The 18,867-nt window shown below is 32.4% G+C and carries 15 protein-coding genes; all 15 read right to left on the bottom strand.

The window, feature by feature from the left end; translation table 11 throughout:
* Positions 1-6: 6 nt before the first annotated feature.
* The 15 genes from BSD9I1_RS03390 to BSD9I1_RS03320 all read right to left on the bottom strand — a co-directional run bounded on the left by BSD9I1_RS03390 (position 7) and on the right by BSD9I1_RS03320 (position 18,829).
* On the bottom strand, positions 7-2,310 hold the full coding sequence (locus BSD9I1_RS03390; RefSeq protein WP_186429141.1) for a xanthine dehydrogenase family protein molybdopterin-binding subunit: 2,304 nt from the start codon (positions 2,308-2,310) through the stop codon (positions 7-9).
* Complete coding sequence (locus tag BSD9I1_RS03385; protein WP_186429140.1) at positions 2,311-2,760, bottom strand: (2Fe-2S)-binding protein; 450 nt, start codon at positions 2,758-2,760, stop codon at positions 2,311-2,313.
* The gene (locus tag BSD9I1_RS03380; protein ID WP_186429139.1) at positions 2,760-3,545 is read right to left on the bottom strand and encodes a xanthine dehydrogenase family protein subunit M; all 786 of its coding nucleotides are present in this window, start codon (positions 3,543-3,545) and stop codon (positions 2,760-2,762) included. The genes BSD9I1_RS03385 and BSD9I1_RS03380 overlap by 1 nt, the downstream gene beginning before the upstream one ends.
* 16 nt (positions 3,546-3,561) lie before the next feature.
* Complete coding sequence (locus BSD9I1_RS03375) at positions 3,562-4,644, bottom strand: 4Fe-4S binding protein (protein ID WP_186429138.1); 1,083 nt, start codon at positions 4,642-4,644, stop codon at positions 3,562-3,564.
* A gap of 11 nt (positions 4,645-4,655) precedes the next feature.
* Positions 4,656-5,948, bottom strand: a complete 1,293-nt coding sequence (locus BSD9I1_RS03370) for an amidohydrolase family protein (RefSeq protein WP_186429137.1) — start codon at positions 5,946-5,948, stop codon at positions 4,656-4,658.
* 306 nt (positions 5,949-6,254) lie between these two features.
* Positions 6,255-8,009, bottom strand: coding sequence for a sigma-54-dependent Fis family transcriptional regulator (locus tag BSD9I1_RS03365; RefSeq protein WP_186429136.1), 1,755 nt, complete (start codon positions 8,007-8,009; stop codon positions 6,255-6,257).
* A 278-nt stretch (positions 8,010-8,287) separates the two neighbouring features.
* Positions 8,288-9,433 carry an iron-containing alcohol dehydrogenase gene (locus tag BSD9I1_RS03360; protein ID WP_186429135.1) on the bottom strand — a complete coding sequence of 382 codons (1,146 nt, stop codon included), beginning with the start codon at positions 9,431-9,433 and terminating at the stop codon, positions 8,288-8,290.
* Positions 9,434-9,474: 41 nt separating this feature from the next.
* Entirely contained in the window at positions 9,475-10,368 is an 894-nt protein-coding gene (locus BSD9I1_RS03355; RefSeq protein WP_186429134.1) for a dihydrodipicolinate synthase family protein, read from the bottom strand.
* Between the two features lie 48 nt (positions 10,369-10,416).
* A complete protein-coding gene (ilvD, locus tag BSD9I1_RS03350) occupies positions 10,417-12,141 on the bottom strand; it encodes a dihydroxy-acid dehydratase (protein WP_186429133.1) in 1,725 nt (574 codons plus the stop codon).
* A 92-nt stretch (positions 12,142-12,233) separates the two neighbouring features.
* Positions 12,234-13,670, bottom strand: coding sequence for a GntP family permease (locus BSD9I1_RS03345; protein WP_186429132.1), 1,437 nt, complete (start codon positions 13,668-13,670; stop codon positions 12,234-12,236).
* Between the two features lie 158 nt (positions 13,671-13,828).
* The gene (locus BSD9I1_RS03340; protein WP_186429131.1) at positions 13,829-14,530 is read right to left on the bottom strand and encodes a FadR/GntR family transcriptional regulator; all 702 of its coding nucleotides are present in this window, start codon (positions 14,528-14,530) and stop codon (positions 13,829-13,831) included.
* Positions 14,531-14,632: 102 nt separating this feature from the next.
* Positions 14,633-15,439, bottom strand: a complete 807-nt coding sequence (locus BSD9I1_RS03335) for an SDR family NAD(P)-dependent oxidoreductase (protein WP_186429130.1) — start codon at positions 15,437-15,439, stop codon at positions 14,633-14,635.
* Positions 15,440-15,798: 359 nt separating this feature from the next.
* Positions 15,799-16,356, bottom strand: a complete 558-nt coding sequence (locus BSD9I1_RS03330) for a hypothetical protein (RefSeq protein WP_035311637.1) — start codon at positions 16,354-16,356, stop codon at positions 15,799-15,801.
* A gap of 249 nt (positions 16,357-16,605) precedes the next feature.
* A complete protein-coding gene (locus BSD9I1_RS03325) occupies positions 16,606-18,153 on the bottom strand; it encodes an ATP-binding protein (RefSeq protein ID WP_186429129.1) in 1,548 nt (515 codons plus the stop codon).
* Positions 18,143-18,829, bottom strand: a complete 687-nt coding sequence (locus BSD9I1_RS03320; protein WP_186429128.1) for a response regulator transcription factor — start codon at positions 18,827-18,829, stop codon at positions 18,143-18,145. The genes BSD9I1_RS03325 and BSD9I1_RS03320 overlap by 11 nt, the downstream gene beginning before the upstream one ends.
* Positions 18,830-18,867: the final 38 nt, after the last annotated feature.

Raw genomic sequence — 18,867 nt, 5'->3', positions numbered from 1 at the left:
CAGTGCCTATTTTTTCATTTCCAAAAGCACATCTTCAGATGTTATTGGAAGCTTTTGAATTCTTACTCCTACTGCATTATATATAGCATTTGCTATGGCTGCTGGTGGAGTATCTATTCCTATTTCTCCTACAGATTTTGCTCCATGAGGTCCTGTAGGTTCAAAGCTGTCTATAAACTCTACAGTAAGTTTTCCTACATCTTTTCTTGTTGGAATATTATAAGTCATATAATTATTGGTCAAAAGCTTACCTTTTTCTGTATGCTTAACTTTTTCAAACATTGCTATGCCAATTCCTTGCATAAGTCCACCTTCTACCTGTATACGACAAAGATTTGGGTTTATTGTAGTTCCACAATCAACTACAGCTGTATAGTTAATCAAATCAACTTTACCTGTTTCTGTATCAACCTCTACTTCCGCAAATCCTGCCATAAATGGAGCTGGTGAAATTTCTCCTGAGAAAGAGCCTGATGCTATTAACTGTTTATGATGTTTATTATAATAAAGCTCCACCGAAAGCTGTTCTAAACTAATTTGTTTCTGTCCATTACAGGTTTTAATATATTCTCCATCAAATTCTATATCTTCTACTGCTACCTCTAAGTTTTCTGCTCCTGCATCAATAATCATATTTCTCATATTTTCAGCAGCCCTTTTTACTGCGTTTCCTGAAACATAGGTAGTGCTTGATGCATATGCACCTACATCATATGGAGTTAAATCTGTATCTGAAGAATAAACTACAATCTTTTCTGTGGGAATTCCTAAGGTCTCAGCTGCAATTTGAGCAAGTATAGTATCGCTTCCAGTTCCTAAATCTGTAGCTCCAACTAAAAGATTGAAAAATCCCTTATCATTTAACTTTAATAGTGCGGACCCCATATCTATAGCTGGAATACCTGAACCCTGCATTGCAATAGCACAACCCATGCCCCTAACTTTGTTTGGTGCAATCTGTTTCCTTGGATACTGTTCCTTCCAATTTGAAAGTTCTAATCCTCTTTCTATACATTCAGGAAGTTTGCAATTGTCAATTATCATATCAACTCCCTCTGTACCTTCTCCCATTATCTTAAATACAGGTGATCCTTCTCCCTGTCTTATCATATTTTTCTTTCTAAATTCCATAGGATCCATTCCTATAATTTCTGCCATTTTATCTACAGCAGATTCTAATGCAAAGTTACCTTGTATGGCCCCATATCCTCTATAAGCTCCTGCTGGAGTTAAATTAGTGTATACTACTTTTCCTCCAAATTTACCTGCTAGAACTTTATTATATAAAGGAAGTGTTTTAGAACCTGCTACCATAAATACTGTAAGAGCATGTTCGCCGTAAGCTCCTGTATTTGATAAGATCTCCATATCTATGGCCTTTAAATTTCCTTCCTTATCACAACCAAGAGTCACTTCAACCTTCATAGCATGCCTGCAGTAGGTTGCTTCAAATACTTCTTCTCTAGTATATATAAGCTTTGCAGGTCTTCCCGTTCTTAAAGCTACTAAGGAAACTAGGAATTCTCCATGCAATCCTTGCTTTCCACCATATCCGCCGCCTATTCTAGGTTTTATAACACGAATTCTATCTATTGGCATATCTAATGCTCTTCCTACTAGCCTTCTTGCATGATATGGTGTTTGAGTTGAAGATACAATGGTAAGTCTTCCATGTAAGTCTAAGTATGCGAAGGATGCATGTGTTTCCATTGCAGTGTGAGCTTGAGCTTGAGTATAATATGTCTCTTTCACTACATGTTCACAATTCTTTAATGTTTCATCAAAATCTCCAAAGCTCATATTATATGCAGCAGCTATATTTTTCTCAGGTTCAAATCCTATGGGAAACATTTCATGAGCTTCTTTTTCAGGATGTATTATGGAGGTATGTCCCTCTGCCTTTTCAAAATCCAGTACTGGCTCAAATACTTCATATTCAACTTCTATAAGCTTTAATGCTTCTAAAGCTATACTCTCATTTTCTGCAGCTACAGCAGCTACTTCATCTCCCACATACCTTACATACTCATCTAAAATATATTTGTCATGAGGTGATGGTTCTGGAAATCCTTGTCCTGCACGGGTAAATATATTTCTTGGTACATTTTTATAGGTTAAAACTAAACTTACTCCTGGTAGTGCTTCAGCTTTTTCTATATTTATGCTCGTAATTTTTGCAAAAGCATGAGGGCTTCTTAAAACCTTAACTATAAGCGAGTTTGCTGGTGCTAAATCATTGGTATAAGCCGGTCTTCCCTTTATAAGTCCCATACCTTCAAACTTTGGTATGGATCTTTTTACTTCCTTCATTTAGTCCACCCCCATAAACTTTTTAACTGCTCTTAAGTGTCCTTGATATCCTGAGCATCTACATAAGTTTCCTACTAAATAGTTCTTCATACCATCCACTGTGGGATTCTGTAATTCTCTCTTCATAGCTATTACTGTAAGTACAAATCCTGGGCTGCAAAATCCACATTGTTCTGCTCCTTCTGCAGTTATAAGTTTTGCTATTTCTTCAGCTTCTTTTTCTACTCCTTCAATAGTAGTTACCTCATGACCTTCTGCCTTTACTGCAAGGTAGGAGCAAGATGGAACAGGTTTGCCGTCTAAAAGCACTGTACAAATCCCACAATTTCCTGTATCACAAGCTTTTCTAACGCTTGTAAATCCACAGCTTCTTAAAACATCATGAAGCACTTCATGAGCTTCAATTTCAATCAATCGTAGAGTACCATTTATCTTTAAATTAATCTTCATTAAATCACCCCCATGATTCCTCTCTTAACTAGTGCCTTGCAAAGTTCTTTTCTATATATCGCAGAAGCTCTTAAATCCTCTCCAAAACTTAAATGTTTCGCAGCTAACTCCCCGGCCTTTTTAGCATTTTCTTCACTTAATTCTACTTTACTTATAAATTCCATAGCTTCTATTGAAAGCTTTGCCATAAGTGGCCTTGCCCCTACAGCAATTTTAAATTTATTATCTTTTTTTGATACTGCTACATTTAGTATAGAAAAATCTATGGCTGTATTTCTTATACTTAAAAACTTTCCACGTTTTCCGTCCTTTTTTATAACTATTTTTACTAAAATATCATCTATCTTAGACTTGCTTTCTAAAAAATCTTCTAATGGAACTCTCCCCAAATTATAAAATTCTAGATAAGTATCCAGTACCATTAACGGAGTTATAACATCAGAAAAACCATATCTTCCACAAATGCTTCCACCTATAGTTGCTATATTTCTTATTTGAACTCCAACTATTTCAGAAACTGCATCTGATAGCATTCCATCAAATGCAGTTTTTAAGATCTTAGAGCATTCTATTTCTCTTAGAGTTGTCATAGCTCCTATTTCTATTTCATCACCTTTTTCTTCTATAAAACTTAAGTTTAAATTTGATAAATCAAGAGCCTTTTGTATTTCTCTATCTCCAAGTCTTATAAATGCTCCTCCACCAATTACAACAGCTTGTTCATTTTTTACAAGATTATAAGCTTCTTGTATACTTACTGGCTTTAAATACTCTTTTATTTTCAAATATCCCCACTCCTCTCTATAAAACCCCACTTATAGCATGTACAGCACACTTAGATTCACACAGCCCACATCCAAAGCATTTGTCATTATTTACTTCAACTATTTCTTTTACTTCTATTGCAAAATAAGGGCATATCTTTTCACAAAGCTTACACTTTGTGCACTTATCTTCATCAATTACAGGATGATTTGGTTCATATTTAACTTCACCCTTTTGAAGTTTTGTGTTTACAACTTCCTCTATACTATTAAAGTTATACTTTCTCAAGATCTCTGGAAGATCTTTTATTATCTTTTCATATAAATCCTTACCTCTAAGCATTGCAGCCGATAACATTTGCACAGCATCTGCTCCTGCAAGTAAAAATTCGACTACATCTTCGGCTGTTGCTATACCGCCTACCCCTATTACTGTAAAATCTGGCATAGCACTTTTTATTTTATTTACTATGGCAAGTGCTACAGGTTTTATAGCAGGTCCTGATGTCCAAACTTCTCCTTTTTCATTTCCAACTAACACTTTTCTATTTTGAATATCTATTTTCATAGTAGGTCCAAGAGAATTTATAGCTACAACCCCACTTGCTCCATTATCTCTGACTGCCTGTGCAAAGGCTACAGGATCTGGAATATGAGGACTTATTTTCATAAATACAGGTTTTTTTGTATTACTTCTTATTGCTTTCACAGTTTCTCCTATAACACTTAAATCCTTTCCCACATAGTGAGTTGAAACCTCAAAGGCATCTGCATAAGGGTCTAACACTGGAATTAATTTTTCCACATCCTCTTTAGTGTATCCAACGCTTATTATAAGAGGTATATTTAAATCTCTCTTTAAATTAGGAAGTATATACTCTAGCCAATGTTTTAGTGAATACTCCGACCAAAGCTCAGCATTCATTATGCTGTCTTTATTACCATATATACATGGTCTTACAACTTCTGCTCCCTCTATAGATATTGTTTTTGTTACCATTCCACCAAGTCCAAAGCCTGCAAGTGCCATCATCTTTTCATAATCTCCAACTAATGGTCCCGAAGCTGGCATAACTGGATTCTTAAGCTCAATACCTGCTATAGTTGTTTTCAAATTCATATAAAAACCCCCTACTGATTTACTCTTTCCCACACCTTTTCTGCTACTTTCGCAGACTTTTCATATAAAGCTTCTGTATCATATTTAACCTTATAGTTTTCCATTAACATTTTCCCATCTACCCATACATCTTTAGGATGAAAACTTTCAAAAACTCCAAAGAAGATATGACTTAAAACGTTATCATCATTTAATGGTGTTGGCGGCTCATAAGGAACAGTTATAAAGTCTGATTTGTATCCTTCTTCTATTTTTCCTATTTTTATATTTAGTATATTAGATACATAATCATACCCATTTTGTATAAGTTCTAATAAATCATTCAAACCAAACTTTGTTGGGCTGCCTAATCTATTTTTCATAGCATATACTACATTTAAATAATCACGGGTTATATTTGCTCCCAGACCATCATTTCCTATCATGCATTTTATTTTGTTTTTCCTGAATACTTCATAATTTGCTATACCTACTGCATTGTTCATATTTGAAGTTGGATTTATAGCAATTCTACAATTCCTGTCTCTAATTATTTTTGCATCTTCATCATTTATATGAACGCAATGAGCTAAAATAGATTCTTCATTTAAAAGATTAAACTTATCAAGTCTTTTTACTATTGACATGTTATGTTTTTCCATGCAATCTTCTACATCTTCTTGACTTTCTGCTACATGAATGTGTATAGGTAGTCCATTAAGTTCCTTTGATATGATGCTTAATGATTTATCACTTAAACTTAGAGATGCATGCATTCCGAATAGTCCTGCGAATTTCTCATCTTTTTTTCTTGAAAATTCTATATTTTCTTTGATACATTCATAAGTATTAAATCTATCACTAGTTTCAAAGCAAAATATTCCCCTTAAGCCTAACTCATTTGAAATAGCTTTTTTAATTTCACTTAAGGAGTATATTATCTCAAGTCCACTAGCATGATGGTCTATTATGGAGGTCACTCCGTTTTTTATACAATCAATGCCATAAACTAATGCACTGTAATAATTAGCTTCGTTATCAAGTTTTGCATCAAGTTTCCACCAAAGCTGATCCAAAATATCTAGAAAACTTTTGGGGTTAAATGGAACATTCATTCCTCTTGATAAAGTAGAATATATATGAGTATGACAGTTTGTAAGCCCTGGCATTACTATCGATCCTTTGAGATTATATATTTCATTTATATCTTCATCATTAAAGTTTTTCATCTCCCCTATTTCTTCTATTTCCGAGTTAAACTTTATATAACAGTTTTTCCTTAATGAATGAAAATCATATATAGAGACATTTGTTAATACTTTCACCTTCATCCCCCCTCGTATTAAATTTTAATCTCCACTATTCATAGCATTATTTATGCCAATATAAGTTTTGTTGTCATTCATAAAAAAACTGTTATTTAAACTTCTTTACATCATTAACAATAAAGGTATTTTTATCAATATCGTTCATAAGATTTCTATTAGCAGTATAGAGTTCATTGATGTTTAACTAATTATTATTTTATGCATATTATCAAGTTGATAAACTTTCTTATATTGATAATTAATATTTAAATCAAACATCTCAATGAATTGAGATGTGCTAATTTATAAGGAAATAATAGCTTTCTATAAATTATTCAATCCATATTCATCTATCTTTCTATATAAAGTCGCAATTCCTATCCCAAGTTTTTTTGCAGCTAACTTTTTTCCTTGAGTTGTATCCCCAAATATATTAATCGCCTTCAATATTTCTCTTTTTTCAAGCTCCTTTAATGTCATTATTTCTTCCTTTCCCTTTTGAACCTTTCTTTGAGAATTTATTATACTCCTTGGAACCATATCTAATACCAAAACTCCACTGGTATCAACCATGTTTATCATAAATTCCACTGTATTTTCAAGCTCTCTTATATTTCCCGGCCAGCTATATGCATAAAATAAATCCATAACTTCTTGGTGTATATCCATCTTGGTAAAATTCTTTCCAAGTATCTTCATATATTTATCTATAAAGTGTTTTACTAAGAACTCTATATCTTTTATTCTTTCTCTAAGTGGTGGAATATTAAAAGGTATGACATTTAATCTATAATAAAGATCTTCTCTAAATTTATCCTTTTCAATAAGGGCCATTAAATCCTTATTAGTCGCCGCAATTACTCTTACATCTATATCAACTGGGGTATTTGATCCTATCCTTATTATCCTTCTATCTTGAAGTACCCTTAAAATTTTTGTCTGAAGTGCTAAGGGCATATCTCCAATTTCATCTAAAAATATTGTTCCATGATTTGCTAATTCAAATTTCCCAATCTTACCTGATGCAGATGCTCCAGTGAAAGCTCCTTTAACATAACCAAAAAGTTCACTTTCTAGCAATTCATAAGGAATAGCTGCACAATTTATAGCTATAAATGGTTCGCTTTTTCTTACCCCTTCATTGTGAATTGCACGTGCAAACATTTCTTTACCTGTACCACTTTCCCCTGTTATAAGTACCGTGGAGCAGGAAGATGCTATTCTCTTTATATTATTTTTCAACTCATACATTGCAGGTGAATCTCCTAAAATATCATTACATTGTATATCCATTTTTATATGAGATGTAATTTCTCCTTTAGTAATTTTCCCTTCCTGAAATATAAATAGTTTATCAAATTGGTCTTCATTTAGTCCTATAGAATAAAATTGACCATAGACAGTAAAAGTTTGCTTATCTATAGTTAATTTATATTTGCTCATCTCTAATATACTTTCATCTATTTTTTCTATTTGTATGGTGTGCCTAAAGTTTCCATCTATAAACTTTAAAATTTCAATAGCTTTTTTATTAATATGAGTTACCTTGTCTTGATTATTTAAAATGATAACTCCTCTATCCATCTTGTCTATTACTAAATTTAAGCCTTTTACTAAAGTATTTTCTCTAAGCTTTTCCTTTCTCTCATAGGCAGTGATACTTATAAACTCAGAAATTTGCTGCAAGAATTCCATATATGTATTAAAGTCATTTAGAAGGTGGTTTTTTTGTTCTTCTCCAAAGCATATAAGTCCAATTACTCCTACAATTTGACTACCAAGTTTTATTGGCGTACATATTTCATATTTTTCGCTGCATTTGCCATATTTACTGCAAGGTATACATAATTCACTTTCCCCTGGCTTATCTATTATTTTAGGTTGTCCAGTTTTTAATATATGCTTATATATATATCCTTCCTTTTCCATACTTCTATTTATAAGGTTCCTGTACATTCCTGTACCTGCAACCCTCACAAGATTGCTATCAGCAATTTCAACATCTACCTTTAAAACCTTTGAAAGTATATCCGCATATCTTTTTATAGAAGGCTGTATTTCCATTAGAATAGATTTCATAGTTTACATCCTTTCTAAATTTTTTGAATTATTTGTATATCCATTATATAACAATTATAGAGCAAATACAAAATAAGTTCCTAAAATCAATACCATTATGTTTAATAGGTATCTAATGTATAATAAGTAACTTTATAAATTATTTTCTCTTTAACTGTCTTTACAAGTTTAAATACTTCTTTTTTAATGTATTGGCTTTAATAAATATAAAAAGGCTGTTGATAAAATGTTTTATCAACAGCCTGAGATGCCAATAAAAATTGGCATTTATTTTATGATCAAGATATTTTTTTAAATAACTCAATCAATTTTTCTTTATTAAAAAACACTGGATTTGCACCTGCACAAGCATCTTTCATTGCATTTTCAGCAAGTAGCTGAAAATCAGGATTGTCTACTCCAACATCCTTTAAGGATTTTGGAATTCCAACTTCTTCTGAAAGAGCTTTCATTTTACTAATTACAAATTCAGCACACTCTTCATCTGATTTGCCCTTAACATCCATTCCAATTACTTCTGCTATATCTCGGAACTTAGTAGGAGCGCCCTTTGCATTTTCTTCTTCAACTATAGGTAATAACATAGCATTGCATACACCATGTGGTAGATCATATAATCCACCTAATTGATGTGCCATAGCATGTACATTTCCAAGTCCAGCATTACTAAATGCAATACCATTTAAGAAGCAAGCATAGCACATTTGTTCCCTGGCTTCGATATCATTGCCATCCTTAACAGCTCTTGGGAGAAACTCAAATATTTGTTTTATAGCATATAATGCAGTTGAGTCTGTTACATCATATGCACCGCTAGCTACTACCGCCTCCACAGCATGGGTCAATGCATCCATACCTGTTGCAGCAGTTAAAGGCGCTGGCTTACTTACCATAAGATCTGGATCATTAACTGTAATTGATGCTAATGAATTAGTATCAACCATAATCATTTTTACATAGCGTTCCTCATCAGTTATAACATAATTAATTGTAACTTCTGCAGAAGTTCCAGCAGTTGTTGTAATAGCCACAATTGGAAGACATTTTTTAGTAGTTTTATTTACGCCTTCATAATCTTTTGTAGAGCCACCATTTGTAGCAAGGATAGAAATAGCCTTACCGCAATCCTGTGGCGATCCTCCCCCAATTGTAATAACAAAGTCACAACCTTCTTTTTTAAGAATTTCTAACCCATTGTTAACATTGGTTACAGTTGGATTTGGCTTAACGTCATCATATACAACATATTCTACTCCTACTTCAGTTAGCAAATCTGTTACCTTTTTTACTGTTCCATTAGAAGTTAAAAACTTATCACTGACCACAAAAGCCTTTTTAGCTCCAAGTGATTTAATAGGTTCTTTTGCTTCATCAAGACAACCTCTTCCAAGTAAATTTACTGGTGGTATATAATAAATACTCATAATAACTTTCTCCTTTATCCTTATCTATATATTAATAATTTCTATAAAAGATTCACTTCTTTCATAATAGCTATAATTTTTTGAGTTTGCTCATAACTTGCTTGAATAAATGGCTTTGTACAGTAGTCTTTCATATCAATTCCTCTTATCATCATTGCCTTCTTTATAATTGGTATAAACGGAGTTCCTATATCATAAATCTTCATCATTTTATCAACAATCTTCTGATATTCAGCTATTTTATCAAAGTCCTTTTCATTAACAGCTTTGGTCCATGCAGCAAATATTTCTGGTGCAAGATTTGAAAGTCCGCCTATACATCCTCCACCACCGCAAAGAATATTGTGTGTAAAGTTTTCATCAAATCCGGATAGAATATCAAACTCAGGAAACTCCGGTTTTATTAATGAAATTAGTGATCTCGTATGCGCCATTACTGTTACTGTATCCTTGTATCCAACAATATTTTTATTCTTTTTAACAAGTTTAAGTGTAAGTTCTGGTGATAAATCATGCCCAGTTCTATCTGGGAAGTTATAAAGGTATATATGTGCTTCTGTTGATGAAGCAACCTGATTATAAAACGACTCTATACTCTCATCAGAAAGCCTGAAATAATAAGGACTAATAATCATAACAGCATCAGCCCCTGCGCTGTTTGCATAGTTAGCCATCTCAATTGTATCTTCAACTGACATGCAGCTTGTTCCAATATAAACCTTTGTTCTTTTATTTATATAACCTACAGCTAAGTCAATAAGTTCTTTTTGTTGAGCTAAAGGCATATTAAAAAATTCACCTGTACTTCCCATTACAACTATGCCATCTACCCCACCATTAATAAGATGATCATATATATTTTTATTAGCTTGTATATCCAGTTTTCCGTTTTCATCAAATGCTGTTACCACTGGTGTTAAAAATCTTGCTTTCATTAAAAACATCCCCTTTAATTAATATCTATATAATATTCTCTTAAATTTTTAATAACCCGCACCTTTCATTGCTGACAATGCAGAATCCGTATATCTTTTAAATATACCTTTTCTTGGAGGTCTTGGAATTATTCCTTCCCTAGCCCTTTCAGCAAATACTCTATCAACTTCTTTAAGAGGCATTTCCACTCCATTTATGCCCACAACATTTAATGTACGTTTTTCAATATTATATTCTATGATATCTCCTGTAACTACCCATGCAAGCGGACCACCTGATGCAGCTTCTGGAGAAACATGTCCAATTGCAGCACCACGAGTAGCACCAGAAAATCTTCCATCCGTTATCAGGGAAACCGTACCATTTAAACGTTTGTCACAAACAATGGCTTCTGTTGTCATAAGCATTTCAGGCATGCCACTTCCACGAGGTCCCTCATAACGAACAACTATAACATCACCTGGATTAATATCTCCATTAACAACTGCATTATATGCATCTTCTTCACAATTATAAACTCTTGCAGTCCCCTTATGAAAACGCATATTTTCAGCACAAGCAGAGTATTTAACTACAGAACCTTCTGGAGCTATATTCCCTTTAAGGATGGCTATGGAACCTATTTCCTTAACATTTTCTACAGGAAATATTACCTCTTCTCTCTTAACTCCATAATTATGTAGGTATCCAAGATTTCTTTCAAAGTAATTTTCTCTTTGTAAATCTTCAAGATTTTCACCTAGAGTTTTTCCTGTAGCTGTCATGACATCAAGGTTTAGATAATCCTTAAGCATAAGCTGTACCATTGGAATACCACCTGCAAACCAGAATGTCTCTGTTAAATGTTGTCCACTTGGATTGATATTCCCAATGTGAGGTATTCTATGATTTATTTCATCAAATAATTCAGGTTCTAATTCTATCCCAAGTTCTAAAGCTATAGAAGGAAGATGAATAGTTGCATTAGTAGATCCCCCTATGGCACTATGAATAATAATAGCATTTATAAATGCTTCTTTAGTTAATATCTTACTAGGTGTTATTCCTTTTTCAACAAGTTCCATAATAATTCTTCCAGCTTTTCTGGCATTACGAAGTATATCTGTCATGGTTGCAGGCATAAGAGCTGAACCTGGTAATGCTAATCCAAGAGCTTCTGCCATGCACTGCATAGTGCTTGCTGTTCCAAGGAATGTACAAGCACCTACTGAAGGACATCCCGTTAATTTATAATCCCTTATTTCTTGATTTGTAATTTCACCTTTACGTTTTTGACGAAGTGATATATCTCCTGCCACTAAAGATGTTGTCATATTAGGGCCTGGCCTCATACTTCCACCTGGAATAAATATTGCTGGTATATCAAGCCTTGCTGCAGCCTTTAAGTGTGCAGGAATGGATTTATCACAGGAAGCTGCTAAAATCATACCATCCCAAGGACTAACTGAAGCATGAATTTCTACCATATCACAAAGTACTTCACGGGAAGCTAGTATGTAATTCATACCATCATGTCCCTGTGCACATCCGTCACAAATATCTGTTGCATGAAACTGTGCTGGGAAACCCCCACGTTCGAATATACCGTATTTTGCTTGATCCGTAAGTTTATTCAAATGAACACTACCTGGATGGCTATCTCCAAATACATCTTCTACTAATATTTGAGGTTTTGTAATATCCTCTTCATCCCATCCTGATCCCATTTGTAATGCATCAAATTGTGCCCACAAAAGTCTTTCTGGAGCACTTTTTTGTTTTATATTAGCCATTATTAACATCTCCTTTTCTGTTAAATATTATTTTTCCAAATCAAGTTTGGGCAATACTTTATTGCCCAAACCTGAGAATCTAACTAATTAAATTATCCCAAAAGTCCAATTGTATTAAATGCAAATACGATTATGAATAAAATTACACTGATAATTACACTAGGAAGTGTTATATACTTCAATGCCTGTTTTGGATTTAAATTATAAAATCCGCTAAATACCCAAAACCCACTGTTATTTACATGGTTAGGTCCAATTGCACCTGCACCAATAGCTAGTACTGTTGCAAGCGGTGATAGCCCAAGTGCTGGTATTAATGGTAGTACTAGAGCTGTCGCTGTCATTTGAGCCATTGTCATGGATCCTAGGCAAGCCATCATAACCATAGCAATTAACCATGGAATTACAAGTGCTGGTATTCCAGAACCTGCTATTATGCTTGCTAAGTCTTTAGCTGCTGGCGCTGCTGCAAGAACTTTACCAAATGCTCCCCCCATACCTGTTACAAGTAGCGGAACTACTGCCATGTGTAATGCTCTTGTTACCCATTCTCCGAATATACAATCAAGTAAAGAAACATTTTCTCCGAGCTTTGGATTATGTTTTTTAGCTATATGTTTAACTTTATCTTCCCTTCCAATTACAAGGGTCATAGCAGCGACCACTCCAAGAAGTAATGCAACTACACGGTCACCAAGGAATGTGATAATTGTATAAGATAAACTATTTGGATCTAATGCTACCTTTATAAAAGAAGCAACTGTAATTAATACTACTGGTAAAAATAGTGGTAAGAATGAGTGTATTGTTGATGGTAAGTTGCTAATCACAGCATCACTAACAGCTGCAATTTCACGATTAGCTACAGAAGTTGTTTCTTCTTCAGATTCGAGATATTCATCAATAGGCTGTATCATTTCTTTTCCTGCCCAGTTCCTAAGCAAGAAATATACTGCAAAGAAACCTATAAGACCTATAACTGTACCAAATAATATTACTTTACCAAGATCTGCACCTATTTGAAGTGTAATTGCTAAGATACCTGGTGTTGGTGGTACTAGACAGTGCGTTATATTTAATGCAATACAGATAAACACTGCCATTTTAGCCATGCTTATTTTATGTTTTTGTGCAAGATTACTAGCAATAGGTGCTAATAGTAAAGTCGTTATATCACCAAACACTGGAATTGAAAGTATATATGCAGCCATAGATGGCCCAAGTTCAACATTTTTTCCATGTACAAGCTTTACAAAGAAGTTCGCTATTGGTATAGCTGCACCTGTATCTTGTACGATAACTGCTATAATACTACCTAGAATAATAACTATACCTATAGATGAAAGAGTTGCTCCAAACCCATTGTTGATAGCTTCAATTGCTTTAGTTGGTGAATTTCCAAGAAGTATTGCCATAGGAAGTGTCACAAGCAATATTGCCAGCACTGGGTTCATTTTAAACTTTAAGATAAATAGCATAAGAAACGCCACGGCCCCAATTAAAATAAGTAAAAAAGTACTTGGTAACATAATTTTATTTCCCCCTAATTTTTTATAGTTTTACCTTCTTTCTTTTCCCTATCCCTTATTTTAAATCTATGTATTATCACTCCTTTAACGTTTACATATTACACACACCTGTATGATGTATGTTGTCATACAGGTGTTATTATAGAAAAGTAGGTCTTCTACTCTTCTTTTTCATCATACTTTCTAAATGAATTTACTGTATCTTCCATATGTTCATCCATAAGCCTTCTTACTTCTTTTGAATCACCTTTTTTCATAGCTTCCAAAAGTAGATTGTGATAGCAAAGACCAGCTGAATTACCCCTTTGGATAACAACTTTGGTCATGGCATCATATAAAATATCATGAATGATATTATATATCTCTATAAACAATGAATTTTTTGTTGCTTCTGCTATAGTCAAATGAAATTCAAAATCCGCCTTAGAAAATTGTTCTAAATTATCCTTATATAACTCCATATTTCTATAACATTTTTCAAGCTCTTTTATATCATCCTCAGTGATCTTTTCTGTTGCTAGTTCTGCTACTACGCCTTCTATTTTTCTACGAAATTCTAAAACTTCTTCAAATGAATTTTGTCCAAGATAAGCAATCGGAATAATTGTATTCATATATAATCCTGGCTTTGCTTCCTTTACGAAGGAGCCTTCACCTAATCTTGTTTCTAATAGTCCTAAAACCGTAAGTTTTTGTATCGCTTGCCGTACTGTTGCACGACTAACTCCAAAGGCATCTGCCAAATCATTTTCTGATGGAATTTTTTCGCCCTGCTTCCATTCATTATTTAAGAGCTGATTTTTAAGTTGTTCAAAAACTTGTTCTCCTACACTTGATTTTTTAACCTGTTTAATAGCCATTCTTTTGTATTCCCACTCCATTTTAATGAATTTTGAAATTAATTAAGTTGATTATATCACTTATTTATACGAAGTGCTACATACAGGATAAAATCTTTGCAATTAGTATTTAGTATCATATGACCAAGGCTTTCCTCCAGCTAAATATCCTCCATCTACATGGTAAGCCATACCAGTCATATAGCTTGATGCATCTGATGCAAGCATAATAGTTATTCCTACAAGTTCTTCGGGATTTCCTGGCCTTTCCATTGCAGTTCTTTCTTTTAAAAATTTACTGCGCTCAGGATGTTCCCAAGTGACTGTTGTTAAAGGTGTTAAAATATGTCCTGGTGCAATTGCATTTGCTCTAATTCCATATTGAGCAAGCTCCACTGCCATTGACCTTGTTATACCTAAAAGAGCACTTTTGGTAGCACCGTATACACTACAACCACCTAACATTCCAAATGAGTTATGAGATGCTATATTTATGATATTTCCACTTTTAGCTTCAATCATAATCTTTATAATTTCTTGTGAAAAAAAGAATAGTCCTTTTAAATTAACATCCATAATTTTATCATAGGTCTCTTCTTCTACATCTAAAAAACCTTCTCTTTTGTTAATTCCTGCACAATTGATAAGAACATCAATCTTGGCATATTCCTGGTTGATATCCTTTACACATTGTTTTATAGAATCCATATTACCAATATCAAGCACAAAACCTTTTGCTTTTCCATTAAAATTTTCAATTTCCTCTTGAAGCATTGATAATTTCTCCATGCTTGTACCACAAAGTACCATTTCAGCACCTACGCTAGCAAGTCCTTTAGCTAAAGCACTTCCTATGCCACCTGTAGCGCCTGTTAAAACTATTACTTTTCTCTCTAATGAAAAAATTTTTTCAAGATTTTCCCCAATCATAACTATTTACCTCCCTTCTATCATATTACAGATAACTGTTGTCACCTGTCATACAAGTGTTATCCTTATAATACAACTTTACCTAATTAATGTCAATACTCTTTTTATAATTTTCCGAAATTTTTAACTTATATGTTAATTGTAATTTTTTTATTATATAACTTTGTTAAAATTAACTTAATCTTTAATACAGTATATTAATAAAAAAACAGCCCGTTTTAAAGGCTGCTTTTGAATACTATTTATTAAGGATTACACTCTAAATTTTTTAATCCATTGCAGTTACTGTATTTATGAAGTAATATTAGCTATTTTATTTGTTAATTATATAATTCTTTATTTATTATATATATGAATTATTAGTTAAAATTATATGCTTTCTGAAATCTGAAACATTGATTTATAAAACCTTCGTAAATTAAGTCCTTGTTTTCAATTGAAAATAAATCATCCGGCTTAATTAATGCAGGGTTTTTATCAGTATCATAAACGCCACTTTTAATTAAAACTTCTGAAACAAACTGAGTACAAAAATAATAATTTTTTCTTTTAACCGGTTGATTAAGCAAAACTCCAAATAAGCCTAAAAAATTATACTTATATTCATCCCTTTTTTCTAAAAATCCTTCTATTTCATTTTTTAAGATATTATACTGTTCTTCTGTAACTTCTAATTTATATATTACACACTCACTTCTAGAGAACTTTTTATATACTCCATCATATAAACTTTCTTCAACAAATCCACCTGAAAAAGGATTGTCAGGGTTTGTCCTACCAAAAGAATACATCTTAGTAAAACTACTATCAAAACTAATAGAAGAATGTATATATTTGCCTTCAGTGAATAAACTTATTAAATTTGAAAGCCAGGTGCCTGTTCTAGATAAAACTAGATAAATATTTTTATGGCTCATTTTTTATAATCAAACTCCTTAATATTACTCATATTTTCTAATCACTTGACCTATTATATCAGCTAATTCTTAAGAATTTCTTTATTTAATATTAAAATTTGATTAGAAATTTGTGTTTTATTAAGATATTTAATGTATTTTTTGACGTTATAATTATTTAGTATATTAATATAGACTTAAGAAATCCCTTCTTAAGCCTACATCTAACTCAACTATTCTTTTACTATCTTCCTGTTTATATATTTATTTTTATATACTAGGTAATGTTATATTTATCTTTGTACCTACATTAACTCTGCTTTCAACAGTAATCCCTCCATTGTGCTTAAATATAATCCATTTTGCAATAGATAAGCCTAGTCCTGTGCCACCTGTTTGTTTTGTTCTTGATTTATCTGCTCTATAAAACCTATCAAAGATATGTGGTAAGTCTTCTTTTGAAATCCCCATGCCTGTATCTTCAATAGAAATTAAAACTTCATTATCTTGAAGTGAACAATTAATCTTTATTAATCCTCCCTCTGGAGTATACTTTATACTATTATCTATAAATACTCTCAGAGCTTCTTTAAGCATTTTATAATCTGCATTAATCTTTGCTAAATCATTCTTTTCACTTTTTATTTCATGAGTGCTATCAATAAGCTTTGTTTCTTTAACTATTTCATCAATTAATTTATTTAAATAAAACTCCTCTTTTTCAACCTTTTGAGTATTCTTGTCTCCTCGTGCTAAAAACAAAAGCTTTTCTATAAGTGATTTCATACTTTCAGATTCAGTTTTAATTGCAGAAATAGATTCCTCAAGAACGCTTTTATCGTCCTTTCCCCATCTATCTAGCATATTTGCATATCCTTGAATAACTGAAATCGGAGTTCTTAATTCATGAGAAGCATCTGATACAAATTGATTTTGTTGCTCATAGGACTGCTGTATTCTATCAAGCATAGTATTAAAAGTTCTTGCTAAATCTTTAAGTTCATCTTGAGAGCCTCTAATATTAAGTCTTGTATCTAATGCTTTAATAGTTATATTTTCAACTGTATTTGTCATTGTTTGAATTGGTTTTAAAGTTTTTCTGCTAGCCCTTGTACCAGCAAGTAGAACTATGATTATAACAACTATATCTATAAATAATAGTGTAGAAGCTAAAACTATTACACTAAATATTTCATTTATTATTTTATCTTTAACTTGAATGTAAATATCTTTTGATTGCCAGTTCACTCTATTACTAAGCATCATCGCATATCCAAAATTATTATCATTATGGTTAAGATAATCCCAATTCACATAAACCTTATCTCTATCTTTTATAACCATATAGTTTTCATTAATAACTATACTTTGGTTTTGTTTACTTTCATCATAAAAGATTATAGAATCTTTCTCACTTTCTGTTGTATATAATAAATTTCTATTTTCATCAAATACGGATATTGAAATATTGTCAAGCCTAGAGATCCTATTTAACTTCTCTGCTGGAATTTCGGTATTTTCTTTTAGATAATCTGAAATTAACTGAAAATCTTTTTGCAAATTACCTTCGGCGTTCCATCCAACATATATAGCAAATCCACCTATTATTGCACCACTTAACAGCATTAGAATAAGACTTATTATAAACATATACACTATTGTTATTTTAAAAGTTAAAGAAAACCTTAGTTTTTCAACAAATCTATTTTTTAAATTCTTTACTAAACTTATTATCTTCTTAAGCAATAAAAAAGGAACTATGGATATCCATCTTATTATCTGTTTGATTAATTGTAAATACTTCGCCTTATTTTCCATCTTTTAATAGATATCCCACCCCTCGAACAGTATGAATTATTTTTTTATTATATTTATCATCAATCTTACCTCTTATATATCTAACATATACATCAACTACATTAGTGTCACCCATATAATCATATCCCCACACTGCTTGAAGGATTTTATCTCTTGTAAGAACAATATTTTTATTTTCTAGGAAATATTGAAGTAAATCAAATTCTCTTTTAGTAAGCTCTATTACCTCATTATTATATGTTACTATATACTTATCTAAATCAACCTTTAAATCACCTAACTCAAGAATATTTGATACTATTATTTGAGTTACTTTTCTTTTAAGTGCTGCTCTAATTCTTGCAAGTAATTCCTCAATTGCAAAAGGCTTAGTTACATAATCATTAGCACCCATATCTAATCCCACAACTTTATCCATAATTTCATCTTTAGCCGTAAGCATGATGACAGGAACTTCCGAACCTTGCCTTAATCTCCTTAGCACTTCAATGCCATTCATGGAAGGAAGCATAATGTCTAATATTATTAGATCAAATTCTTTCTCGAGAGCCTTGTCAAGTCCCTTCCTTCCATCATGTGCTTTATCCACTTCGTATCCTTCATGTTTAAGCTCAAGTTCCAAAAACCTAGCTATTTTAATTTCATCTTCAATAATAAGAATCCTTTGATTATTCATTTATGATAGTCCTCCACTTTAACCATATATATAAACTC

The sequence above is a fragment of the Clostridium sp. BSD9I1 genome (assembly GCF_900185645.1).
GTDB lineage: Bacteria > Bacillota > Clostridia > Clostridiales > Clostridiaceae > Clostridium_AK.
Note: the sequence above shows the minus strand (reverse complement) of the source record. Positions and strands in the feature narration are given on the sequence as shown.

Coding starts and splice junctions, on each gene's coding strand:
- BSD9I1_RS03390 (WP_186429141.1), bottom strand. CDS start 2,310: ATGAAGGAAGTAAAAAGATCCATACCAAAGTTTGAAGGTATGGGACTT.
- BSD9I1_RS03385 (WP_186429140.1), bottom strand. CDS start 2,760: ATGAAGATTAATTTAAAGATAAATGGTACTCTACGATTGATTGAAATT.
- BSD9I1_RS03375 (WP_186429138.1), bottom strand. CDS start 4,644: ATGAATTTGAAAACAACTATAGCAGGTATTGAGCTTAAGAATCCAGTT.
- BSD9I1_RS03365 (WP_186429136.1), bottom strand. CDS start 8,009: ATGAAATCTATTCTAATGGAAATACAGCCTTCTATAAAAAGATATGCG.
- BSD9I1_RS03360 (WP_186429135.1), bottom strand. CDS start 9,433: ATGAGTATTTATTATATACCACCAGTAAATTTACTTGGAAGAGGTTGT.
- BSD9I1_RS03355 (WP_186429134.1), bottom strand. CDS start 10,368: ATGAAAGCAAGATTTTTAACACCAGTGGTAACAGCATTTGATGAAAAC.
- ilvD (WP_186429133.1), bottom strand. CDS start 12,141: ATGGCTAATATAAAACAAAAAAGTGCTCCAGAAAGACTTTTGTGGGCA.
- BSD9I1_RS03345 (WP_186429132.1), bottom strand. CDS start 13,670: ATGTTACCAAGTACTTTTTTACTTATTTTAATTGGGGCCGTGGCGTTT.
- BSD9I1_RS03340 (WP_186429131.1), bottom strand. CDS start 14,530: ATGGCTATTAAACAGGTTAAAAAATCAAGTGTAGGAGAACAAGTTTTT.
- BSD9I1_RS03335 (WP_186429130.1), bottom strand. CDS start 15,439: ATGATTGGGGAAAATCTTGAAAAAATTTTTTCATTAGAGAGAAAAGTA.
- BSD9I1_RS03330 (WP_035311637.1), bottom strand. CDS start 16,356: ATGAGCCATAAAAATATTTATCTAGTTTTATCTAGAACAGGCACCTGG.
- BSD9I1_RS03325 (WP_186429129.1), bottom strand. CDS start 18,153: ATGGAAAATAAGGCGAAGTATTTACAATTAATCAAACAGATAATAAGA.
- BSD9I1_RS03320 (WP_186429128.1), bottom strand. CDS start 18,829: ATGAATAATCAAAGGATTCTTATTATTGAAGATGAAATTAAAATAGCT.